Source organism: Gordonia zhaorongruii, assembly GCF_007559005.1.
Classification (GTDB): Bacteria; Actinomycetota; Actinomycetes; order Mycobacteriales; family Mycobacteriaceae; genus Gordonia; species Gordonia zhaorongruii.
In genome coordinates this window covers 1,984,565-2,003,484 of record NZ_CP041763.1, presented here as the reverse complement: position 1 = coordinate 2,003,484, position 18,920 = coordinate 1,984,565, and the positions used below count along the sequence as shown (strand labels likewise).

Here is an 18,920-nt window from a genome sequence, read left to right as displayed (position 1 = left end):
CTCAGCGGCGCCGAACGGTGCGAGCAGCGCTGCGCATCTTGGCACCCTGCGGCATCGGCCCCTTCGGCATCGCCGCACCGGCGCCGCCCTTGGCCTTGAGCGCGGACAGGCGGCCTTCGAGGGCGTCCATGCGCTTGCGGTCGATGTTGCCCGGCAACTTGCGGATGTGCCGTTCGAGCTTGGAGAGAGGAACCTCGCCCTCCTCGTTGCCGACGACGACCTGGTAGATCGGAGTGTCGCCGACGACGCGGGCGGCCTTCTTCTTCTCCTGCGCCAGGAGCGGCTTCACCCGACTCGGGGTGCCCTCAGCGATCAGGATGACGCCCGGCTTGCCGATCACGCGGTGCACGGCATCGAGATGGGAGGTGCCGGCGACGGCCTGATGGACGCGCCACTGGCCCTTCATATTGCCCAGCGCCCACCCTGCGGCACCCGGCTGACCCTCCGCCTTGCGGAAGACGGTCTTCTGAACGCGGCGGCCGAACAGCACGAACGCCAGCAGGACACCCAGGATCAGGCCGAGCGGGAGCATCAGCCAGAGACTGTCGAAGACGAAGTAACCGAGCAGCGCGAACAGCACCGTGACGCCGATGATGACACCGGCCATCAGCGGGATGAGCGCCTTGTCCTCCTTGCGCTGCATCTGGAACGCCTGCCAGATCTGCTGCCGGCGTTCCTTGCTGGCGGCCTTCCGGTTGGCCTTCGCCGCCGCCTTCGCTTCTTTACTCGCTTTGTCTTGCGCCTTCGCCATGGTTACCAGTCTAGAGGGCCGAACCGAGTGGGTGCCGGTCGGTCAGCTGGACATGCGAGCGAGTACCGAAGACGCCTCCTGGGCAGTGGATCCACTGGCCGTCAGGTGGGCGAGCTCGGGCGGCAGTTCGCGGCCGTGACGCTTCATGGCCTGCGCGTACAGGCGGCCCGCCCGGTACGACGAACGAACCAGGGGACCTGCCATGACACCCGCGAAGCCGATCTCCTCGGCGTACTGCGAGTGCTCGACGAACTCCTCCGGCTTCACCCAGCGCTCCACCGGGTGGTGACGCGGCGACGGGCGCAGGTACTGGGTGATCGTCACGAGGTCGCAACCGGCCTCGTGCAGATCCCGCAGCGACTCGCGGATCTCCTCGGGTGTCTCGCCCATGCCGAGGATCAGGTTCGACTTGGTGACCAGACCGAAGTCACGCGCCGCCGTCAGCACCTCGAGGGAACGCTCGTACCGGAACGCCGGACGGATCCGCTTGAAGATGCGGGGCACGGTCTCGATGTTGTGCGCCAGGACCTCCGGGCGGGCGTCGAACACCTCGGCCAGCAGATCGGGCTTCGCGTGGAAATCGGGAATCAGGTTCTCCACACCCGTGCCCGGGTTGAGTTCGTGGATCTTGCGCACGGTCTCCGCGTACAGCCAGGCGCCCTCGTCGGGCAGGTCGTCGCGGGCCACACCGGTGATCGTCGAGTAGCGCAGGCCCATGGAGCGGACCGACTCGGCGACGCGCCGCGGCTCATCGAGATCCAGTGGCGACGGCTTGCCGGTGTCGATCTGGCAGAAGTCGCAGCGACGGGTGCACTGCTCGCCCCCGATGAGGAAGGTTGCCTCGCGGTCCTCCCAGCACTCGTAGATGTTGGGGCAGCCGGCCTCCTCGCACACCGTGTGCAGGCCGCCGCTCTTCACCAGGTTCTTCAACTCGGTGTATTCGGGGCCCATCGTCGCGCGGGTCTTGATCCACTTCGGCTTGCGCTCGATCGGGGTCTGCGAGTTGCGCACCTCGAGCCGGAGCAGCTTGCGTCCGCTCGGGGCGTCGGCAGGCGAGGAGTTCGCGGGGGAGGGGTTGGAAGGTGAAGCAGTCACTGTGCCGATCCTACGGTTGTGGTGGCGGCGGCCGGGGTATCTCCGGTCGCGGATTCGATGAGGGCGTCTGCGGTGTGGCCGGGAGATGGCGGGATCCGGGAGTCGAGACAATCGGCGACCAGCGCCGTCACGTCGTCGAGGACGTCGGCGACGCCGATCGGCGTCCCGGTCTCGTGCGCGATCGAGGTGACGCCCGCATCGGGGATGCCACACGGGACGATCGCGTCGAACACCGACATGTCCGGATTCACGTTGAGGGCGAATCCATGCAGTGTGACGCCGCGGGCGACGCGGATCCCGATCTGGCCGAGTTTGCGCTCGCCTGTGCTGTCGCGGATCCAGACGCCGCTGCGTCCGTCGACGCGGCCGGTTGCGATGTCATGAACCGCGCACACCCGGATCAGGGCCTCTTCGAGGCGGCGCACGTAGTCGACCACATCGACCGGCTCGGCGAGCTCGATGATCGGGTAACCGACCAGCTGTCCCGGGCCGTGCCAGGTGATGCGGCCGCCTCGGTCGACGTCGATCACCGGTGCGCCGTTGACGGGGCGATCGGCGTCCTGGGTGCGCTTGCCCGCTGTGTACACCGACGTGTGCTCCAGCAGGAGCATCACATCGTGGTCGAGTTCGCCGGTCGCGCGCTGTGCCGCCAGCTCGTGCTGCATCGCATAAGCGGTGGGGTAGTCGACGACGCCGAGTCGGCGAACCTCGATGGGCTCGTCGCTGAGTCGGGCAGAACCGTTACGCACAGCAGTACTCCAAAGCAGACGTCATGCAGGACACTATCGATGCAACGCCCGGCGCACCTGAAACATTTCCGGGTACAACGCCATCGGGCACAACATCTTCGGGAACGCCGGTGAACGACGAACCGCCGTCCCGGCCGACCATGCGATCGGCCAGGACGGCGGTCACGGCGTCAGCAGACGTCAGAGTCCCAGGTCGGCCGAGAACTCGGCAGCCTCGAGACGCTCCCGCACCGTCGACACGAACCGGCCTGCGTCCGCGCCGTCGATCAGTCGGTGATCGTAGGTCAGCGGCAGGTAGGCGATCGCGCGTGACGCGAACGATTCGGTCCCGTCCTCGGCGGTCATCACCACCGGGCGTTTGACGATCGCACCGGTGCCCAGCATGGCCGCCTGCGGCGGGACCAGGATCGGGGTGTCGATCAGCGCGCCCTGGCTGCCGATGTTCGTGATCGTGAACGTGCCGCCCGCCAACTCGTCCGGCTTGAGGCCGCCCGTGCGTGCGCGCTCGGCGATGTCGGCGATCGCGCGCGCCAGGCCTGCCAACGACAGGTTGTCCGCATCGTGGATCACCGGCGACAGCAGACCCTGCTCGGTGTCGACGGCGATCCCGAGGTTCACCGTGCCGTGGTAGGTGATCTCCTTGGCGCCCTCGTCGATCGACGCGTTCACGTTCGGGTGCACCTTGAGGGCCTCGACGACGGCCTTCGCGAAGAACGGCAGGTACGTCAGATTGACGCCCTCGCTCGACCGGAACCGTGCCTTCGCTGAGGTACGCAGTGCGGCGATCCGCGTCATGTCGACCTCGTGGACCTGCGTGAGCTGAGCACTCTCGTGCAGCGACTCCCGGGTCTTGGCCGCGGTGATCTGGCGGATGCGGTTGATCTTCTGGGTGGTACCTCGCAGGGCGGCCAGCTCGGGCTTCGCCGAAGCCGGTGCGGCGGCCGACGATACGGCGGGTGCCGGTGCCGACTCTGCAGCGGGCGTCTTCTTCTCCTCTGCCGCGGCGAGCACATCCTGCTTGCGGATGCGGCCGCCGACGCCGGTGCCCTTGACCGTCGACAGATCGACGTCGTTCTCCGTCGCCAGCTTCCGGACGAGCGGCGTCACGTACGGCGTCGACTCGATGTCGTTCGCTGCAGGCTTGGGTTCAGCAGGCTTGGACGCGGCGGGCTTGGACTCAGCAGGCTTGGGTTCAGCGGGCTTGGATTCGGCCGCTGGTTCCGGCTTCGGCTCGGGGGTCGGCTCGGCCTTGGGCTCGGTGTTGCGCGGCGCGTTGGCCGAGGTCTGCCCCTGATCCCGGTCGGCGCCCGGGTCGCTGCCGGAATCGCCGACGACGGCGAGACGGCCGCCGACCTCGACGACGTCGTCGGCGCTGGCGACGATCTCCAGCAGGGTGCCTGCGACCGGTGACGGAATCTCGGTGTCGACCTTGTCGGTCGAGACCTCGAGGAGCGCCTCGTCGACCTCTACGGTGTCGCCGACCTCCTTGAGCCAGTTCGTGACGATGCCCTCTGTGACCGATTCGCCGAGTTCGGGCATCACCACATCGGTGCCCGATCCGGATCCGGTGGATCCGGAGGCGGCAGGCTTCTCCGGCTCGGCCTCGGCCTTCGGCTCGTCAGCCGGTTCGGGTTCGGGCTCCGGCTCGGATGCGGGTTCCGGCTCCGGTTCGGCTGCAGCCTCACCGGCGTCCTCACCGGCGTCACCGATGACAGCCAGTTCGCCGCCGATCTCCACGGTGTCGTCCTCCTGCGCGACGATCTTCGTCAGGACGCCGGCGGCAGGCGAGGGAATCTCGGTGTCGACCTTGTCGGTGGAGACCTCCAGCAGTGGCTCGTCGACTTCGACGGTGTCGCCTTCCTGCTTCAGCCATTGGGTGACGGTTCCCTCGGTGACGCTCTCACCAAGGGCGGGCATCTCGACAGAGAAGGCCATTACGTGTGACTCCCTACAACTCGTGAACTGTGCCGTTCGGTCTAAGCCGATGCGGGTGCTGGCGTGCGCGCAGAGTGTGCGCAAACGTCTGTAGACGGCGGGTGGGCCGACTCCCCTGAATCACATTACCCGCAACGAGGCGCACGCTCAGGGCAGTCGAGACGATCGGTGAGGAGACCGGTCAGCCGTCCTTCGCGACGTCCTCGAGAACGGCGATCATCGTGCGCACCGGCACGCCGGTCCCGCCCTTACCGGTGTACCCCCACGGGCTGCCGGTGTTGAACGCCGGGCCTGCCACATCGACGTGCGCCCAACCGATTCCGTCGACGACGAACTCGCGGAGGAACATGGCTGCGGAGAGCATCCCGCCCCATCGGTGATTGGTGACGTTCGCGAGGTCGGCGACGCGGGAGTCGAGGTCGGCGCGGAGTTCGGTGGGCAGAGGCATCGGCCAGCCGTGCTCACCGATCGACTGCGAGATGGCCGCTACGCGGTCGCGGAACTCATCGGTGCCGAGGACGCCGGGGGTGCGAGTGCCCAGCGCCACCATCTGCGCACCGGTCAAGGTCGCGGTGTCGATCAGGTAATCGGGTTCGTCCTCGCAGGCGCGGACGATCGCGTCGGCCAGTACGAGTCGGCCCTCGGCGTCGGTGTTGAGGACCTCGACCGTGGTGCCGCCGTACTGGGTCAGCACGTCACCGGGCCGCTGCGCGGTTCCGGACGGCATGTTCTCGGCCATCGGGACGGTCGCGATCACAGTGACGTCGACGTCGAGCCGGGACGCGGCGATCGCAGTCGCGACGACCGCTGCCGCGCCGCCCATGTCGGACGTCATGTTCTCCATGCCGGCCGGCGGCTTGAGCGAGATGCCGCCCGTGTCGAACGTGATGCCCTTGCCGACGAGGGCGACCTTGCGGTCGGAGCCCTTCGACTCGTGGATGAGGCGCACCAGTCGCGGTGGGCGAGAGCTGCCCTGACCGACTCCGACGATGCCGCCGTAGCCGTCCTTGGCGAGTTCCTTCTCGTCGAGGATCTCCACCCGCAGGCCTGCCTTGCTGCCGAGGACGCGAGCGCGCTCGGCGAACTCGGCCGGATACAGGTGGCTCGGCGGGGTGTTCACGAGATCGCGAGCCACCGCGACGGAGTCGGCGACGATCAGCGCGTGGTCGAGTTCGGCGCGGTTCTCCTTGGACTTCGGGGCCAGGAGCCGGAACTCCTCCGGCGGGCGCTTGGCCGACCGTGACTTGTCCGAGCGGAACTCGTCGAACCGGTACGCACCGAGGTAGAAGCCTTCAGCCGCGGGGCCGACGGCGGCGGCCGACAAGGTGCTGACCACGCGGCCTGCACCGTCGAGCCGACGTGCGGCCTCGCCTGCGGCCCGGCGGAGCGCATCGGCGTCCTGGAGGTCGGTCTCGGTGCCGACTCCCACAGCGAGGATCCGTTTCACCGGCAGTGAGTCCGGGGCGGGGAGCGTGTGGACCTCCCCGCTGCGTCCGGTGGCGCCGAGCGCGTCGAGTCCCGAGGTGATCTGCTCAGCGGTCTGATCGTCCAGAAGATCCTCGCCGACCAGCAGAGTGGGAGGCGCTTCATCGGACCCATCGGGTGCGATCAAGCCGATCACCAGGACGTCGTCGTCCTTGGCGAGGGCGGTGGCCAGGTCGATGCGCGGGCCGCGGACACGGTCGGAGAAATCGTTACTGCTCACGGAAGTCAACTCTGCCACAACGCTGTCGGAGCAGGGCGATACCGTGGAGGCATGACCGAACTCCTCGCAGGCCCCATCGCCGACCGCCATGTCGCTCTCGGAGCATCGTTCGCCCCGTTCGGCGGCTGGGAGATGCCCGTCTCGTACTCCGGCACCGTCGCCGAACACAATGCGGTACGCGAAGCCGTCGGCATCTTCGACGTCAGCCACCTCGGCAAGGCGTCGGTCGCGGGACCGGGTGCGGCCGCGTTCGTCAACAGCACGCTGACCAACGACCTCGGCAAGATCGTGGCGGGCAAGGCCCAGTACACGATGTGCTGCAACGACCAGGGTGGCGTGGTCGACGACCTGATCACCTATCTGGTGAGCGACGACGAGGTGTTCCTCATCCCGAACGCGGCGAACACCGCAGAGGTGATCGCGGCGCTGCGTGCGGTGGCGCCGAAGGGCATCGAGATCACCGACCAGCATCGTGACTTCGCGGTGTTCGCGGTCCAGGGCCCGCGCTCAGCCGAGGTCCTCGAGGCCCTCGGCCTGCCGACCGGCATGGACTACATGGCGTTCGAGGATGCGGTCGTCACCCTCGACGGCGCAGAGTGCGCAGTCCGCGTGTGCCGCACCGGCTACACGGGGGAGCAGGGGTACGAGATCCTGCCGCGCTGGGACGATTCGGGCATCGTGTTCGACGCACTGCTCTCCGAGGTGACCGCGCGCGATGGCCTGCCCGCCGGACTCGGCGCTCGCGACACCCTGCGCACCGAGATGGGCTACGCGCTGCACGGTCATGAGTTGAGCGTCGACGTCACGCCGGTTCAGGCGCGCAGTTCGTGGGCGGTCGGCTGGGACAAGCCGGAGTTCTTCGGTCGAGACGTGCTCGTCGCCGAGCGTGAAGCCGGACCCGCGCGCCGCCTGTACGGACTGAGGGCGCTCGGTCGCGGCGTGCCGCGTGCCGAGTGCACCGTGCACGCGCAACCCGGCGGTCCGCAGATCGGCGTGTGCACGTCGGGCACCTTCTCGCCGACCCTGAAGCAGGGCATCGCACTGGCGTTCATCGAGGTCGCGTCCGGAATCAAGAAGGGTGCGACGGTCGTCGTCGACGTCCGGGGACGGCCGCTCGAATGCGAAGTGATGCTGCCGCCGTTCGTGAAGGGTGACGCGTGAGGCCGGTCCACGGAAAATTCGGTGGCGCCACGGCGCTAACATTGAACGCATGACCCTGGAGTTCACTCGCACCGAGCATCCGCATCCGGTGTCGGAGGGCCAGCGCGCCGAGATCCTCGACGCTCCGGGCTTCGGCAACTACTTCACCGACTACATGGTGGCGGTCGACTACGACCGTGAGCGCGGATGGCATCGAGCACGCGTGACTCCCTACGGCCCCATCGCGCTAGACCCGGCGGCGATGGTTCTGCACTACGCGCAGGAGATCTTCGAGGGCCTCAAGGCCTACCGGCAGCCCGACGGCACCATCGCCGCGTTCCGTCCCGAAGCGAACGCAGAGCGGTTCCAGACCTCCGCCCGACGCCTGGCGATGCCCGAGTTGCCGACCGAGGTCTTCATCGAGTCGCTTCGCGCACTGCTCGACGTCGATCACCCGTGGGTCCCGGAGGCCGGCGGCGAGGAGTCGCTGTATCTGCGGCCGTTCATGATCGCCTCCGAAGCGAGTCTCGGCGTTCGCCCGTCCGACCTGTACCGCTACTACGTGATCGCATCGCCCGCGGGCGCCTACTTCAAGGGCGGACTCAAGCCGGTGAGCGTCTACCTGTGCACCGAGTACGTGCGCGCGTCACCCGGCGGCACCGGTGATGCGAAGTTCGGTGGGAACTACGCGGCATCGCTGCTCGCCCAGGCGCAGGCCGCCGAGAAGGGCTGCGATCAGGTCGTCTGGCTCGACGCGATCGAGCACCGCTACATCGAGGAGATGGGCGGCATGAACCTGTTCTTCGTGTACGGCGCAGGCTCCGAGGCGCGGCTGGTCACGCCCGAGCTCAGTGGCTCGCTGCTGCCCGGCGTCACCCGCAAATCGTTGCTGACCCTGGCGGGCGATGCCGGTTACGACGTCGAAGAGCGCAAGATCAGCACCGATGAACTCGCTGCCGACGTGCGGTCCGGTGCCATCACCGAGGTCTTCGCGTGCGGTACCGCCGCCGTCATCACCCCGGTCGGGCGCGTCCAGAGCGATACCGACGATTACACGGTCGGAGACGGTGGGACCGGCGAGGTCACCAAGGCTCTTCGCGACACGCTGACCGGACTGCAGCGCGGAATGTTCGCCGACACGCACGGCTGGCTGACCACACTGCATCCGGGCCGAAGCTAGTCCCTACGGGGCAGTTCCTCACACCAGCAGGATCAGCAAGGCGATCGTCGTCGACAGTTCGACGACCGCACCGAGGACGTCGCCGGTGACGCCGCCGATGCGACGGCGGCAGTGGGCGGTGAATGCAACCGTGAACACCGCGACGGCGGCCAGCGCGCAGGCGGCCCGCACTCCCAGCGGGGCCGATCCCATCAGAGGGGCTGCTGCCGCGGCGAGTACCGTCCACACCGCGATGGACCAGCGCTGGGTGCCGGCGACGAGCGCGCCGAAACCGTCGGCGTTCGCGGGCGGGATGCCCACCCGGCACGCGTAGACGACCGCGACCCGGCTGACACCGACCGCCCACAGGATGGGCAGCCACTGCCCGTCTGCGGCCAGCACGCCGACCGCCGCCGACTGCATGGCGAGCAGCAGAATGAGCGTTGCGGCGCCGAATGGTCCGATGTCGCCGCTGCGCATCACGGTGCGCACGCGATCCGGTGCGCCGTAGCATCCGAGCCCGTCGGCCGTGTCCGCGACGCCGTCCAGGTGCATGCCTCGCGTCAGCAATGCGAGCATGCCCACGGCGATCAGACCGACGAGCAGGTCGGGGAGACGGGTGAGAGACAGTCCGTAGGCTGCTCCGGCGACGATGCCGCCGAGCACGACGCCCACGACCGGTGCGGTGGCGATGACGCGGCCGCCGGTGCGACGATCCATCTCGGCCGTAGGAGAGGGGAGCGGCGCCACCGTCAGCCAACTGAACGCGACGTGCAGTCCGCCCAGCGGGCTAGTCCACATGGGTCGCGCTAGTCCCCATCAGCGACGCCGGCCTGGGCGAACGTCGCCATATCGGTGAGCACGTCGACCCCCGCCATGACCGGCCCCAGCGCGGTGACCGCCCCGGTGCCCTCGCCGAGGCGCATCGACAGGTCGACGACGGGTTCGAGGTTCAGCGAATCGAGCGCGAACCGGTGCGCGGGCTCCGTCGACAGGTGCCCGGCACGCCACCACGCGGATGCGCCGGGCGCCATCTGCTCGGCGACGAGTGCGGCGGCGGTGGTGACGACGCCGTCGAGGAGGACCGGTGTCCGTCGGACGGCGGCCTGCGCGTAGAAGCCCGCCATCGCGGCCAGGTCGGCGCCGCTCACCGCCGCGAGGAGCGCGAGCGGTTCGTTGCGGAAGCGTCGTCCGAACCGCATGCCGTCGCGGACGGCGGCCGTCTTTCTGATCCAGGTGGCATCGTCGATTCCGGTGCCGCGGCCGACCACGACGACCGGTTCGCGATCGGTGATCGTGCCGATCAGGACGGCGGCCGGAGTCGTGTTGCCGATCCCCATGTCGCCTGCGATCAGCAGGTCGGCGCCCGAGTCGATCAGCGAGTCGGCGATGGTCCGGCCGGCGGCGACGGCTCGCCGGGTCTCGGCGATGGTCAGCGCCTCACCGCGCCGCAGATCGCCACTGCCGCGCCGCACCTTGAAGCTGGTATCGGCGTGGTGGCCGTCGGGCAGCTCCGCATCGACTGAGAGGTCGTACACGCGCACGCTCGCGCCGGCACGTCGCGCTAGAACGTTCACGGCGGCGCCGCCCGCGGAGATGTTCGCGACCATCTGAGCAGTCACCTCGGGCGGATACGCTGATACGCCCGCGCCTGCCTTACCGCCTTGGGCCACTCCGTGATCGCCTGCGAAAACAGCGACGACGGGTGCGGTGATGGGCCGCGGTGGGCACTGCCCCTGGCATGCGGAGATCCACACGCCCAGTTCTTCGAGTCGGCCCAGGGAACCGGCGGGCTTGGTCAGGGCGAGGTGGCGGGAGCGAGCTTCGTCGGCGGTCGCCGGACTAGGCGGGTCCACGGCCTCGAACACCTCGGCGTCGGCGCCGTCCGGTGCGGCTGATGTCGGGGAGATTAGGGGCGCCGGGGAGACGAGGGGTGCCGGGGTCGGTGCCTGCGCTGGTGCTGGTGCCTGGACGGGGGCTGGATCCTCCGGGAGCTCCAGGGCCCTGCCTGCGACGACGAGGCGCACCGATTCGCATACTCGCGCGACCTTGGCGTTGGCGACACCCAACTCGTCGGCGAAGCGCCGGCCCGATGCGGTCGCCGCCACGACGGACAGCCCTACCTCGGGGCTCACGATCACCACCTGGCCGCGATGCTCGGTGATCGCGGCGCACAGGTCATCGACGCGGTCGGCGATCTGTCGCGACCCGTCGCCGGCGATCCCGTCGACATCCCAGGCGCCCGCGTCGTCGAGGGCGCCGGTCAGCCAGGCACCCAGATCGTCGAGCAAGACGGTCGCGTCCGCGTCGGCGCGCAGGTCGGCTGCGGGATCGCGCGACTCCACCGTCTCGAATCGCTCACCACGGCGATCGCGGTGCGCTTGCACGCGCGCCTGCCATGCCGCGTCGTCGGTGACTGGCCCGGTCGCGAGATACCGGACCTTCCCGGCACTGCCCAGCAGCTGTTCGGCGTGCTCGGACTTGCCCGAACGCGTGCCGCCCAGGACCAGGATCCGCATGTCAGACCTTGTCGCCCGGCTTGGTCTGCGGCTTGGGTGCGCGCATCATGCGCAGCTGCATCGCGCGGGTGAACGAGTACCAGCCGAGGCGGAAACCGGACTCCTGAGTGTCCGGGTAGCGCTCGCGAACGCGCTTGTTCACCATGCGACCAAGGAAGAACGAATCGATCGCCATGAAGATCACGAAGACCAGCAGCACCAGGTTCGCGAAGACTGCGAGGTCGGGCACCATGATCGCGACGATCAGGAAGATCGCGAACGGCATGAACAGACCGGCGAAGTTGCGGCGCGAATCGACGATGTCGCGGGCCATCCGGCGGACCGGCCCCTTATCGCGCGGCATCAGGTACTGCTCGTCGCCCGCCATCATCTTCTCGCGCTGCTCGAGGCGCGCCTTCCGGCGCTCCTCGGTCAGCTGCTTGCGGTCGCTCTTGGTCATCGACGCCTTCAGCGCCTTCTTACGGCTGCGGGCCTCAGCGCGGGTCGTCGGCGGTGGCGCCACCGGGCCGCGGCGTCGCTCGGACTCGCGCCGCTTCGGCGTCGGCCGGCCTTTGCCGGGGGTGTGCTTCGGCCGCGCCGCGTTCTGCTCGTCGGCGGCTGGAGCGTCGTCGACGCTCGCGTCAGTACTCGTCGCATCGGACTTCCAGGGCAACTTCACACCATCGAGACTAAGCGATGAGCCGGTCCTGCCCGGAATCGGGCGAGGCGGGCCGGTGCGGGAGGTGCGCCGTGCCGGCTACTGCAGTGCTGGCTACTGTGCGAACCATGGGAGTGCGAGTGGTAGTCGCACCCGACGAGTTCGGGGGCACGATGAGTGCTGCGCGAGCGGCAGCGGCGATCGCGGAGGGCTGGCGGTTGTCGGCACCGGCCGACCAGCTTCAACTCCTTCCGCAATCGGACGGTGGGCCGGGTTTCGTCGCGGTGCTGGCCGCAGCCCGGGTCGCGGACGTCCAGTCGGTCGAGGTGTCGGGACCACTCGGGAACCGCGTGCACGCCGATTACGGGGTGTCCGGGACCGTCTACTACCTGGAAGCAGCCCAGGCGTGCGGACTGGCCCTGCTGGGCGGGACACCCGATCGTGATTCCGCAGTGAACGCGACGACCGCGGGGGTCGGCGAGTTGATCGATACCGCAGTCCGCGACGGCGCGACGCGGATCGTCGTCGGACTGGGCGGCAGTGCGACCACCGACGGCGGGCGCGGCGCACTCGAGGCGCTCGGCGGTCCGGCGGAAGCCGCCGCGATGCTGGCCGACGTCGAACTCGTCGTGGCGACCGACGTGAGCAATCCGCTGCTCGGACCGGATGGTGCTGCAGCGGTGTTCGGCCCGCAGAAGGGCGCGGACGAGGCGACCGTCGCGATCCTCGACGCGAGGCTCTCGGCGTGGGCCGATGTTCTGGCGGCTACCTGCCGTGACGTGCGCGACCTGCCGGGAGCCGGTGCGGCAGGCGGGCTCGGCGCGGCACTGCTCGCAGCCGGAGGCCGGCGGCGCGCGGGTGCGGCGGTGGTGGCCGAGGCGGCCGATCGGGCGGCCGTCATCGCCTCGGCGGACGTCGTGGTGACGGGGGAGGGACGGTACGACGCGCAGACTGCGCACGGAAAGGTCATCGCGGCCCTCGCTGGGGACGCTGAGTCGTCAGGCGTGCCCGTGCTCGTGCTCGCAGGGCAGGTGGACGCAGATACGGACATACCCGGGGTGACGAGCGTGTGGTCGGTCGCCGAGTACGTCGGGTCGGTGGCGAAGGCGCTCGCCGACCCGGAACCTGCTCTGCGGGCGCTCGCGCGGCAGGTGGCACTCGAATGGCACGGCAGCGGGGTGGAACGGCACAGCGAGGTGGAACGGCACAGCGGGGCATGATGCGGGAATACGTCGGCTACGCGTACCGTTGAGGCAGTCAGACGTATCCGGCCAGCTGTAAACGCAGACGCTGCCGGCGACATGAGGAGCCCGCATGACTGTTCAGAACGAAACCACCACCGAGTCCGGCATCGTGCTCAGTGACGCTGCCGCCGTCAAGGCGAAGGCACTGCTCGATCAGGAAGGTCGCGACGACCTCGCCCTGCGCATCGCCGTTCAGCCGGGTGGCTGCGCCGGACTCCGCTACCAGTTGTTCTTCGACGATCGTGACCTCGACGGTGACGTCGTCACGGAGTTCGGTGGCGTGAAGCTGGCCGTGGACCGCATGAGCGCACCGTACGTGCAGGGTGCCACCATCGACTTCGTCGACAGCATCGAGAAGCAGGGTTTCACCATCGACAACCCGAACGCGACCGGCAGCTGCGCCTGCGGCGACTCGTTCAACTGAGCTGAGGTCAGCACTACTGACCTGAGATCAGCACATCGGCCGCATCCCCAACGGGGGTGCGGCCGAAGTCGTCTGCGCCGGGCAGTAGCGTTGGCGGAATGTTCATTGCCGTGTGCGGGTCGCTCGCGACCGATCATCTGATGAAGTTTCCTGGAAAGTTCTCCGAGCAGCTGGTGAGCGATCAGCTCGAGCACATCTCGCTCAGCTTCCTCGTCGAGGACCTGGTCCTGCACCGCGGTGGCGTCGGCGGCAACATCGCGTACGCGCTCGGCGTCCTCGGCGGCGAGCCGCTGCTGGTCGGCGCGGTCGGTGCCGACTTCGACGATTACGACCGCTGGCTGACCGGAAACGGCGTCGATACGCGCGGCATCGTGCGGTCGCAGACCAAGCACACCGCGCGCTTCATGTGCACCACCGACGAGACGATGGCGCAGCTCGCCACGTTCTACGCGGGAGCGATGACCGAAGCCGGAGACATCGATCTGAACACGGTGTTCACCGAGACCGGTCGGCCCGATCTGGTCCTGATCGGCGCCGACGATCCGGCCGCGATGGTGCGTCACACCGGTGCCTGCCGCGAGTCGGGCGTCGCGTTCGCAGCGGATCCGTCGCAGCAGCTCGCACGGCTCGACGGAGAGACGGCCCGGCAGCTCGTCGACGGCGCGGCCTACCTGTTCACCAACGAGTACGAGTGGGGCCTGCTGCGCCAGAAGACCGGGCTCAGCGAAGAGGAGATCACCGATCTCGTCGGCATCCGTGTCACGACGCTCGGTGCGGGCGGCGTCGACATCATCGACACCGACGGCACCCGCACCCACGTGGATGTCGTGCCCGTCGAGGAGCAAGTGGATCCGACCGGAGTCGGCGACGGCTTCCGGGCCGGTTTCCTGACGGGCGTCAGCAAGGGCCTGAACTTCGAGCGAGCCGCACAACTCGGCGCGATGGTGGCGACGCTCGTCCTCGAGAGCGACTCCACCCAGGGCTGGACGTGGGATCTCGACGTCGTCGAACCGCGGATGGCCGGTGCATACGGCCAGGCTGCGGCGGCGGAGATCCGCGCCGCGCTCTGACCCGCCGCCTCCTGCCGCTTAGAGCCGCACCGGGTAGTTGTGCTCCTCGATCTGCGGATCGACGGTGCCATCGACGAAGATGCCGTACCAGAGCATGAAGCAGATCACGGTCCACAGCCGGCGGCTGTTATCGACGTCGCCGCGGCGGTGCTCCTCGAGCATCTGCATGACGAACTTCTTGTCGAAGACGTGATCGGTGTCCGACGAGGCGATGAGCTCGCGTGCCCAGTCGTACATCTCGGTACCCGCGAGCCAGTGACGGAGGGGAACCGGGAAGCCGAGCTTGCGGCGGTGCAGCACGTGCGGCGGCACGATCTGCTCCAGCGCCTTGCGCAGCGCGTACTTGGTGGTGTCGTGGGCGATCTTCTCGTCGAACGGCAACTGCTCGGCGACGGCGAAGACCTCCTTGTCCAGGAACGGCACGCGAAGTTCCAGTGAGTGCGCCATGTTGATCTTGTCGGCCTTGACGAGGATGTCGCCGCGCAACCAGGTGAACAGGTCGAGGTGCTGCATGCGCGTCACCGGATCCATGCCCTCGGACATGCGGTAGATGGGCGCCGTGACGTCCTGGTGCATCCAGTCCTCGCGGAAGTTGCGCAGCACGGCCTTGAGTCGGGCGTCGTCGAAGCTCCGCGCGTTGCCGTAGTAGCGCTCCTCGAGGGATAGCGATCCGCGATGCAGCAGGCTCTTGCCGCGAGTGCCTTCCGGAATACGGTCGGACATGCGGCCGGCCAGGCGGCGCATCCCGGCCGGGAGCCTGTCGAAGGCCTTCAGCGACAACGGCTCCTTGTAGATGGTGTATCCGCCGAACAGCTCGTCGGCGCCCTCACCGGACAGCACCACCTTGACGTGCTTGCGCGCCTCGGCGGCGACGAAGTAGAGCGGCACCAGGGCCGGATCGGCCACCGGATCGTCGAGATACCAGATGATCTTCGGCAGTGCCTCGATGAACTCGGACGGGCTGACGACCTTCACGATGTGGCGGGCGCCGATCGCCTCAGCGGACTCGGCGGCCACATCCACCTCGGAATAGCCCGCACGTTCGAACCCGGTGGTGAACGTGATCAGATCCGGGTTGTGCTGGATCGCCAGCGCCGCGATCGCGGTCGAGTCGATGCCGCCGGACAGGAAGGAGCCGACCGTCACGTCGGCGCGCATGTGCTTGGCGACCGAGTCGCGCAGAACGTCCGCGATCTCGTCGTAACGCTTCTGCTCACCGCCGGGGGTGAACGGCCGGACCGGGAACTGCGGCTTGAAGTAGCGGGTCACCTCGGGGGCCTTGCCGGGAGCGATCGTCGCGTAGCAGCCGGACTCGAGGCGGCGGACGTTCTTGTGCAGCGACTCGGGCTCCGGCACGTACTGGAGAACCGTGTAGTGCTCGATCGCGCGGTCGTCCAGCTCACGGTCGAGGCCGAGACGGTCGAGCACCTCCAGGAGACTCTTCTTCTCGCTGCCGAACGCGGTGCCGCGGTCGCTCGTCGCCATGAACATCGGCTTGATGCCGAACGAGTCCCGGGCCAGGAACAGCTCGCGCTTCTCGGTATCCCAGACCGCGAAACCGAACATGCCGCGCAGCCGGGTCACCACCTCGGGTCCCCAGTAGTGGAAGCCGGCCACGATGGACTCGCCGTCGCCCTCGGTGCGGAACACGGCGTCGTGTTCGCGCGTGAGCTCGTCGCGGATCTCGAGGTAGTTGTAGATCTCGCCGTTGAAGACCAGCGCGTACCGCTCGGGATTCTCCGGGGGACCCCATCGCAACGGCTGGTGCGAGTGGTCGATGTCGATGATCGACAGCCGGTTGAACCCCAGGACGATGTCGTCGTCGCTCCAGGTACCCGGTTCATCCGGCCCGCGATGCCGCATGCAGTGCGCTGCCGACGCGATCAATTCGGAGGTCGACGCCGCCGAACCGTCGCTGGTGAGCATTCCGAGCAAGCCGCACACGCTGACAGGCCTTCTTTCACATCGACTGCAGGATCCTGCGCGAACCGGCATCTCGCCGTCGCGCCGCGTCTACTATGCCGCAGAACCGCGCGCGCCCGCGACATCGCGCGCCGCGGGCGATGTCCCCAGACACTGCCGGGACTGAAATCCGCTGGTCGCCCAAGCGGCGTTCGGAAACGCCGAACCCCAATAGAGAACAGATGCGCGGGTTGGACTACGCTGCGTAGTTACTAGGTGCAAGAATTGCGTCGAGGGCGTGTGCCTCGTCTGCGCATGCCTTGTGGAACAGCTCCCTGCCAGCAGGAAGGCGTGAAATTGACGAACCGTGGACGGTCGTCGGCACGACGCGGAGTGCCCGCGTCGCGCACGATCAAACGACTGAGTGGCCTCGCGGTCCTGGGTGTCGTTGTGCTGATGACGTCGGGGTGCAGTGCTGAAGAGGCATTGCGTTTCGGTTGGCCAGAGGGCATCACGCCCGAAGGTAAGAGCATGGCTGAGTTCTGGACGTGGTCGGTCATCGCCGCCCTCGCAATGGGCGTGCTGGTCTGGGGTCTGATCTTCTGGACCATCACCTTCCACCGCGCCAAGAAGTCGGAGACCGAGGACGAGGTCATTCCGCGTCAGACCGGCTACAACGTTCCGCTGGAACTCGCGTACACGGCGATCCCGTTCGTGCTGATCGCGGTGATGTTCTACTTCACCGTCGGCGTGCAGAACGAGGTGGAGAACAAAGAGGACAACCCGGCGATCGCTGTGGACGTCACCGCTTTCCAGTGGAACTGGAAGTTCGGTTACAACTCGGTCAACATCGACGGCCGTCAGCTCGTGAACCCGCAGACCGACTCCCGCAAGGGTGAGGCCTTCGAGCTCCAGATCCCGAAGTACCGGGACCACGAGGGTGAGCGGGAGGCGATCAAGGGCGCCGCAGGCGGTCGTTCGGCCGAGGAGCGCAAGTACCTCGCCTTCGACAAGATCGAGACCGTGGGCACCTCCGCAGAGGTTCCCGTCCTGGTGCTGCCGACCGACACGCGCATCCAGTTCAACCTGGCCGCCGCGGATGTCGTCCATTCGTTTTGGGTTCCCGAGTTCCTGTTCAAGCGCGATGTGATGCCCTTCCCGGAGCAGAACCACCAGGATCCGACTTTCCAGGTGAGCTCGATCGACCGTGAGGGTGCCTTCGTGGGACGTTGCGCCGAGATGTGCGGCACGTTCCACGCGATGATGAACTTCGAGATCCGCGCCGTGAGTCCGGCCGACTTCGCGAAGTACATCGAGTTCCGCAACTCCAACCCGGACGCCACCAACGCGCAGGCACTGCAGGCCATCTGTGAGGTTCCGCAGTCCGTGACCACGGTGCCGTTCGACACCCGCCGCGTCTCCAACGGCACCACGCCGGAGAAGATCGGTGACGCCGACAACACGAAGCAGGCGCAGTGCACGCCGGCCGAGGGGGGAACGAACTAATGAAGGTCGAGGCCCGGATCTTCGAGATCCTCGCAATCTTCTTCATCGTGATGGGTGTGATCTACGCGGTCTGCACCTTCTACTACCGCACCGGCGTCGAGTGGACAGGTGCTACCTGCATGTTCTTCTCCGGCGGTCTCTCGCTGATCGCGGGAACCTACTTCAGGTTCGTCGCACGACGCGTCGAGATCCGTCCTGAGGACTACGAGGAAGCCGAAGTCGAAGACGGTGCAGGCGAACTGGGCTTCTTCAGCCCCGGTAGCTACTGGCCGATCATGATCGCGGCAGCGGCAGCGCTGTTCGCCATCGGATTCGCTAGCGGAAACTTCTGGTTCTCCATCGCATTCGTGGTCATCATCATCGGCGTCGTCGCAGGATTGGTGTTCGAATACCACGTCGGACCTGAGAAGCACTGACCTCCAACGCCTCCAACGAGACCGCATCCGGATTCCGGGTGCGGTCTTGTCATTCCCATGAACTGTCCGGTGACGACCGCGAAGTCCTTCGCGACTTCCTGGTCACCGCATTCGACGGTGATTTCGGGGACGCGGACTTCGACCACGCCATCGGCGGAGTCCACGTGCTCGCCGGGGCCGCAGACCGACTCGTCGGGCACGCAAGCGTGGTCCAGCGGCAGCTGATCCTCGGCGACGAGGTGCTGCGCACGGGCTACGTCGAGGCCGTGGCCGTAGACGCCGCAATGCGTCGGCAGGGGATCGGGGACGCCCTGATGACCCATGTCGAGGGGATCGTCCGCAGAGCGTACGAGTTCGGCGCTCTGGGAGCCTCTGACGACGGCCGCGCGCTGTATCTCCGGCACGGCTGGGAGCCCTGGGAGGGGCAGTTGGGTGCATTGGCTCCCGACGGAGTGCGACCGACCCCGGACGAGGAGGGGCACGTCTTCATTCTGCGTACCCCAGTCCGCCCCGATGTGGACCTGTCTGCGCGTCTGCTCTGCGACTGGCGTCGCGGTGAGGTCTGGTAAGCGGCCGGACCTTCTGCGAGCCTGTGGCGCTGTGTTCGAAGAGCGCGTATCGGGTGGGGGAGGGGAGTGCAACGAGAACGGCCGCCTCGCGTACGCGAG

Annotated in this window: 17 protein-coding genes; 8 read left to right on the top strand and 9 right to left on the bottom strand. The window is 67.8% G+C overall.

Features of this window, described 5'->3' with window-relative positions; translation table 11 throughout:
- Position 1 precedes the first annotated feature (1 nt).
- From FO044_RS09255 to FO044_RS09235, 5 genes are all read right to left on the bottom strand, one after another.
- A complete protein-coding gene (locus FO044_RS09255; protein ID WP_132991608.1) occupies positions 2–751 on the bottom strand; it encodes a DUF4191 domain-containing protein in 750 nt (249 codons plus the stop codon).
- Between the two features lie 42 nt (positions 752–793).
- Positions 794–1,846 (bottom strand): lipoyl synthase, encoded by a 1,053-nt coding sequence (gene lipA / locus FO044_RS09250; protein ID WP_132991607.1) that lies wholly within the window; start codon positions 1,844–1,846, stop codon positions 794–796.
- On the bottom strand, positions 1,843–2,595 hold the full coding sequence (gene lipB / locus FO044_RS09245; RefSeq protein WP_132991606.1) for a lipoyl(octanoyl) transferase LipB: 753 nt from the start codon (positions 2,593–2,595) through the stop codon (positions 1,843–1,845). Before lipB ends, lipA begins: the two co-directional genes overlap by 4 nt.
- 180 nt (positions 2,596–2,775) lie before the next feature.
- Positions 2,776–4,530, bottom strand: coding sequence for a 2-oxoglutarate dehydrogenase, E2 component, dihydrolipoamide succinyltransferase (gene sucB / locus FO044_RS09240; protein WP_132991605.1), 1,755 nt, complete (start codon positions 4,528–4,530; stop codon positions 2,776–2,778).
- A 181-nt stretch (positions 4,531–4,711) separates the two neighbouring features.
- Positions 4,712–6,235, bottom strand: coding sequence for a leucyl aminopeptidase (locus tag FO044_RS09235; protein ID WP_132991604.1), 1,524 nt, complete (start codon positions 6,233–6,235; stop codon positions 4,712–4,714).
- Between the two features lie 51 nt (positions 6,236–6,286).
- Between FO044_RS09235 and gcvT the strand changes: the two genes are divergently transcribed.
- Together gcvT and FO044_RS09225 are read left to right on the top strand one after the other, a co-directional pair.
- Positions 6,287–7,396: a glycine cleavage system aminomethyltransferase GcvT gene (gene gcvT, locus FO044_RS09230; RefSeq protein ID WP_132991603.1), complete on the top strand. Its 1,110-nt coding sequence runs from the start codon at positions 6,287–6,289 to the stop codon at positions 7,394–7,396.
- A 49-nt stretch (positions 7,397–7,445) separates the two neighbouring features.
- A complete protein-coding gene (locus tag FO044_RS09225; RefSeq protein WP_132991602.1) occupies positions 7,446–8,555 on the top strand; it encodes a branched-chain amino acid aminotransferase in 1,110 nt (369 codons plus the stop codon).
- 18 nt (positions 8,556–8,573) lie between these two features.
- Here the strand turns inward: FO044_RS09225 and FO044_RS09220 are convergent, their stop codons facing one another.
- Genes FO044_RS09220 through FO044_RS09210 form a run of 3 tightly spaced genes read right to left on the bottom strand, consistent with a single transcriptional unit; the run spans position 8,574 to position 11,711 of the window.
- On the bottom strand, positions 8,574–9,335 hold the full coding sequence (locus tag FO044_RS09220; protein ID WP_132991601.1) for an adenosylcobinamide-GDP ribazoletransferase: 762 nt from the start codon (positions 9,333–9,335) through the stop codon (positions 8,574–8,576).
- An 8-nt stretch (positions 9,336–9,343) separates the two neighbouring features.
- Positions 9,344–11,053: a nicotinate-nucleotide--dimethylbenzimidazole phosphoribosyltransferase gene (gene cobT / locus FO044_RS09215; RefSeq protein ID WP_132991600.1), complete on the bottom strand. Its 1,710-nt coding sequence runs from the start codon at positions 11,051–11,053 to the stop codon at positions 9,344–9,346.
- A gap of 1 nt (position 11,054) precedes the next feature.
- Positions 11,055–11,711 (bottom strand): DUF3043 domain-containing protein, encoded by a 657-nt coding sequence (locus FO044_RS09210; RefSeq protein ID WP_132991599.1) that lies wholly within the window; start codon positions 11,709–11,711, stop codon positions 11,055–11,057.
- Between the two features lie 107 nt (positions 11,712–11,818).
- On the opposite strand from FO044_RS09210, the gene FO044_RS09205 reads away from it, so the two are divergent.
- From FO044_RS09205 to FO044_RS09195, 3 genes are all read left to right on the top strand, one after another.
- Complete coding sequence (locus tag FO044_RS09205; RefSeq protein ID WP_132991598.1) at positions 11,819–12,910, top strand: glycerate kinase family protein; 1,092 nt, start codon at positions 11,819–11,821, stop codon at positions 12,908–12,910.
- Between the two features lie 94 nt (positions 12,911–13,004).
- Positions 13,005–13,358 (top strand): HesB/IscA family protein, encoded by a 354-nt coding sequence (locus FO044_RS09200; RefSeq protein ID WP_132991597.1) that lies wholly within the window; start codon positions 13,005–13,007, stop codon positions 13,356–13,358.
- 98 nt (positions 13,359–13,456) lie between these two features.
- Positions 13,457–14,428 carry a carbohydrate kinase family protein gene (locus FO044_RS09195; protein ID WP_132991596.1) on the top strand — a complete coding sequence of 324 codons (972 nt, stop codon included), beginning with the start codon at positions 13,457–13,459 and terminating at the stop codon, positions 14,426–14,428.
- Positions 14,429–14,446: 18 nt separating this feature from the next.
- Here the strand turns inward: FO044_RS09195 and asnB are convergent, their stop codons facing one another.
- Complete coding sequence (asnB, locus tag FO044_RS09190; protein WP_132991595.1) at positions 14,447–16,372, bottom strand: asparagine synthase (glutamine-hydrolyzing); 1,926 nt, start codon at positions 16,370–16,372, stop codon at positions 14,447–14,449.
- Positions 16,373–16,681: 309 nt separating this feature from the next.
- Here asnB and ctaC point away from each other — a divergent pair, with 309 nt between their 5' ends.
- The 3 genes from ctaC to FO044_RS09175 are packed head-to-tail and all read left to right on the top strand — an operon-like array spanning position 16,682 to position 18,821.
- The gene (ctaC, locus tag FO044_RS09185; RefSeq protein WP_235831290.1) at positions 16,682–17,836 is read left to right on the top strand and encodes an aa3-type cytochrome oxidase subunit II; all 1,155 of its coding nucleotides are present in this window, start codon (positions 16,682–16,684) and stop codon (positions 17,834–17,836) included.
- Positions 17,836–18,252, top strand: a complete 417-nt coding sequence (locus tag FO044_RS09180; RefSeq protein ID WP_132991593.1) for a cytochrome c oxidase subunit 4 — start codon at positions 17,836–17,838, stop codon at positions 18,250–18,252. The genes ctaC and FO044_RS09180 overlap by 1 nt, the downstream gene beginning before the upstream one ends.
- Positions 18,253–18,290: 38 nt before the next feature.
- A complete protein-coding gene (locus tag FO044_RS09175; RefSeq protein WP_132991592.1) occupies positions 18,291–18,821 on the top strand; it encodes a GNAT family N-acetyltransferase in 531 nt (176 codons plus the stop codon).
- The last annotated feature ends 99 nt before the right edge of the window (positions 18,822–18,920 follow it).

What these genes read in the sequence shown, in the direction of transcription:
- sucB (WP_132991605.1), bottom strand. Translation starts at nt 4,530, where the DNA reads ATGGCCTTCTCTGTCGAGATGCCCGCCCTTGGTGAGAGCGTCACCGAG.
- cobT (WP_132991600.1), bottom strand. Translation starts at nt 11,053, where the DNA reads ATGCGGATCCTGGTCCTGGGCGGCACGCGTTCGGGCAAGTCCGAGCAC.
- FO044_RS09255 (WP_132991608.1), bottom strand. Translation starts at nt 751, where the DNA reads ATGGCGAAGGCGCAAGACAAAGCGAGTAAAGAAGCGAAGGCGGCGGCG.
- FO044_RS09200 (WP_132991597.1), top strand. Translation starts at nt 13,005, where the DNA reads ATGACTGTTCAGAACGAAACCACCACCGAGTCCGGCATCGTGCTCAGT.
- FO044_RS09205 (WP_132991598.1), top strand. Translation starts at nt 11,819, where the DNA reads ATGGGAGTGCGAGTGGTAGTCGCACCCGACGAGTTCGGGGGCACGATG.
- FO044_RS09180 (WP_132991593.1), top strand. Translation starts at nt 17,836, where the DNA reads ATGAAGGTCGAGGCCCGGATCTTCGAGATCCTCGCAATCTTCTTCATC.
- gcvT (WP_132991603.1), top strand. Translation starts at nt 6,287, where the DNA reads ATGACCGAACTCCTCGCAGGCCCCATCGCCGACCGCCATGTCGCTCTC.
- FO044_RS09225 (WP_132991602.1), top strand. Translation starts at nt 7,446, where the DNA reads ATGACCCTGGAGTTCACTCGCACCGAGCATCCGCATCCGGTGTCGGAG.
- FO044_RS09195 (WP_132991596.1), top strand. Translation starts at nt 13,457, where the DNA reads ATGTTCATTGCCGTGTGCGGGTCGCTCGCGACCGATCATCTGATGAAG.
- FO044_RS09220 (WP_132991601.1), bottom strand. Translation starts at nt 9,335, where the DNA reads ATGTGGACTAGCCCGCTGGGCGGACTGCACGTCGCGTTCAGTTGGCTG.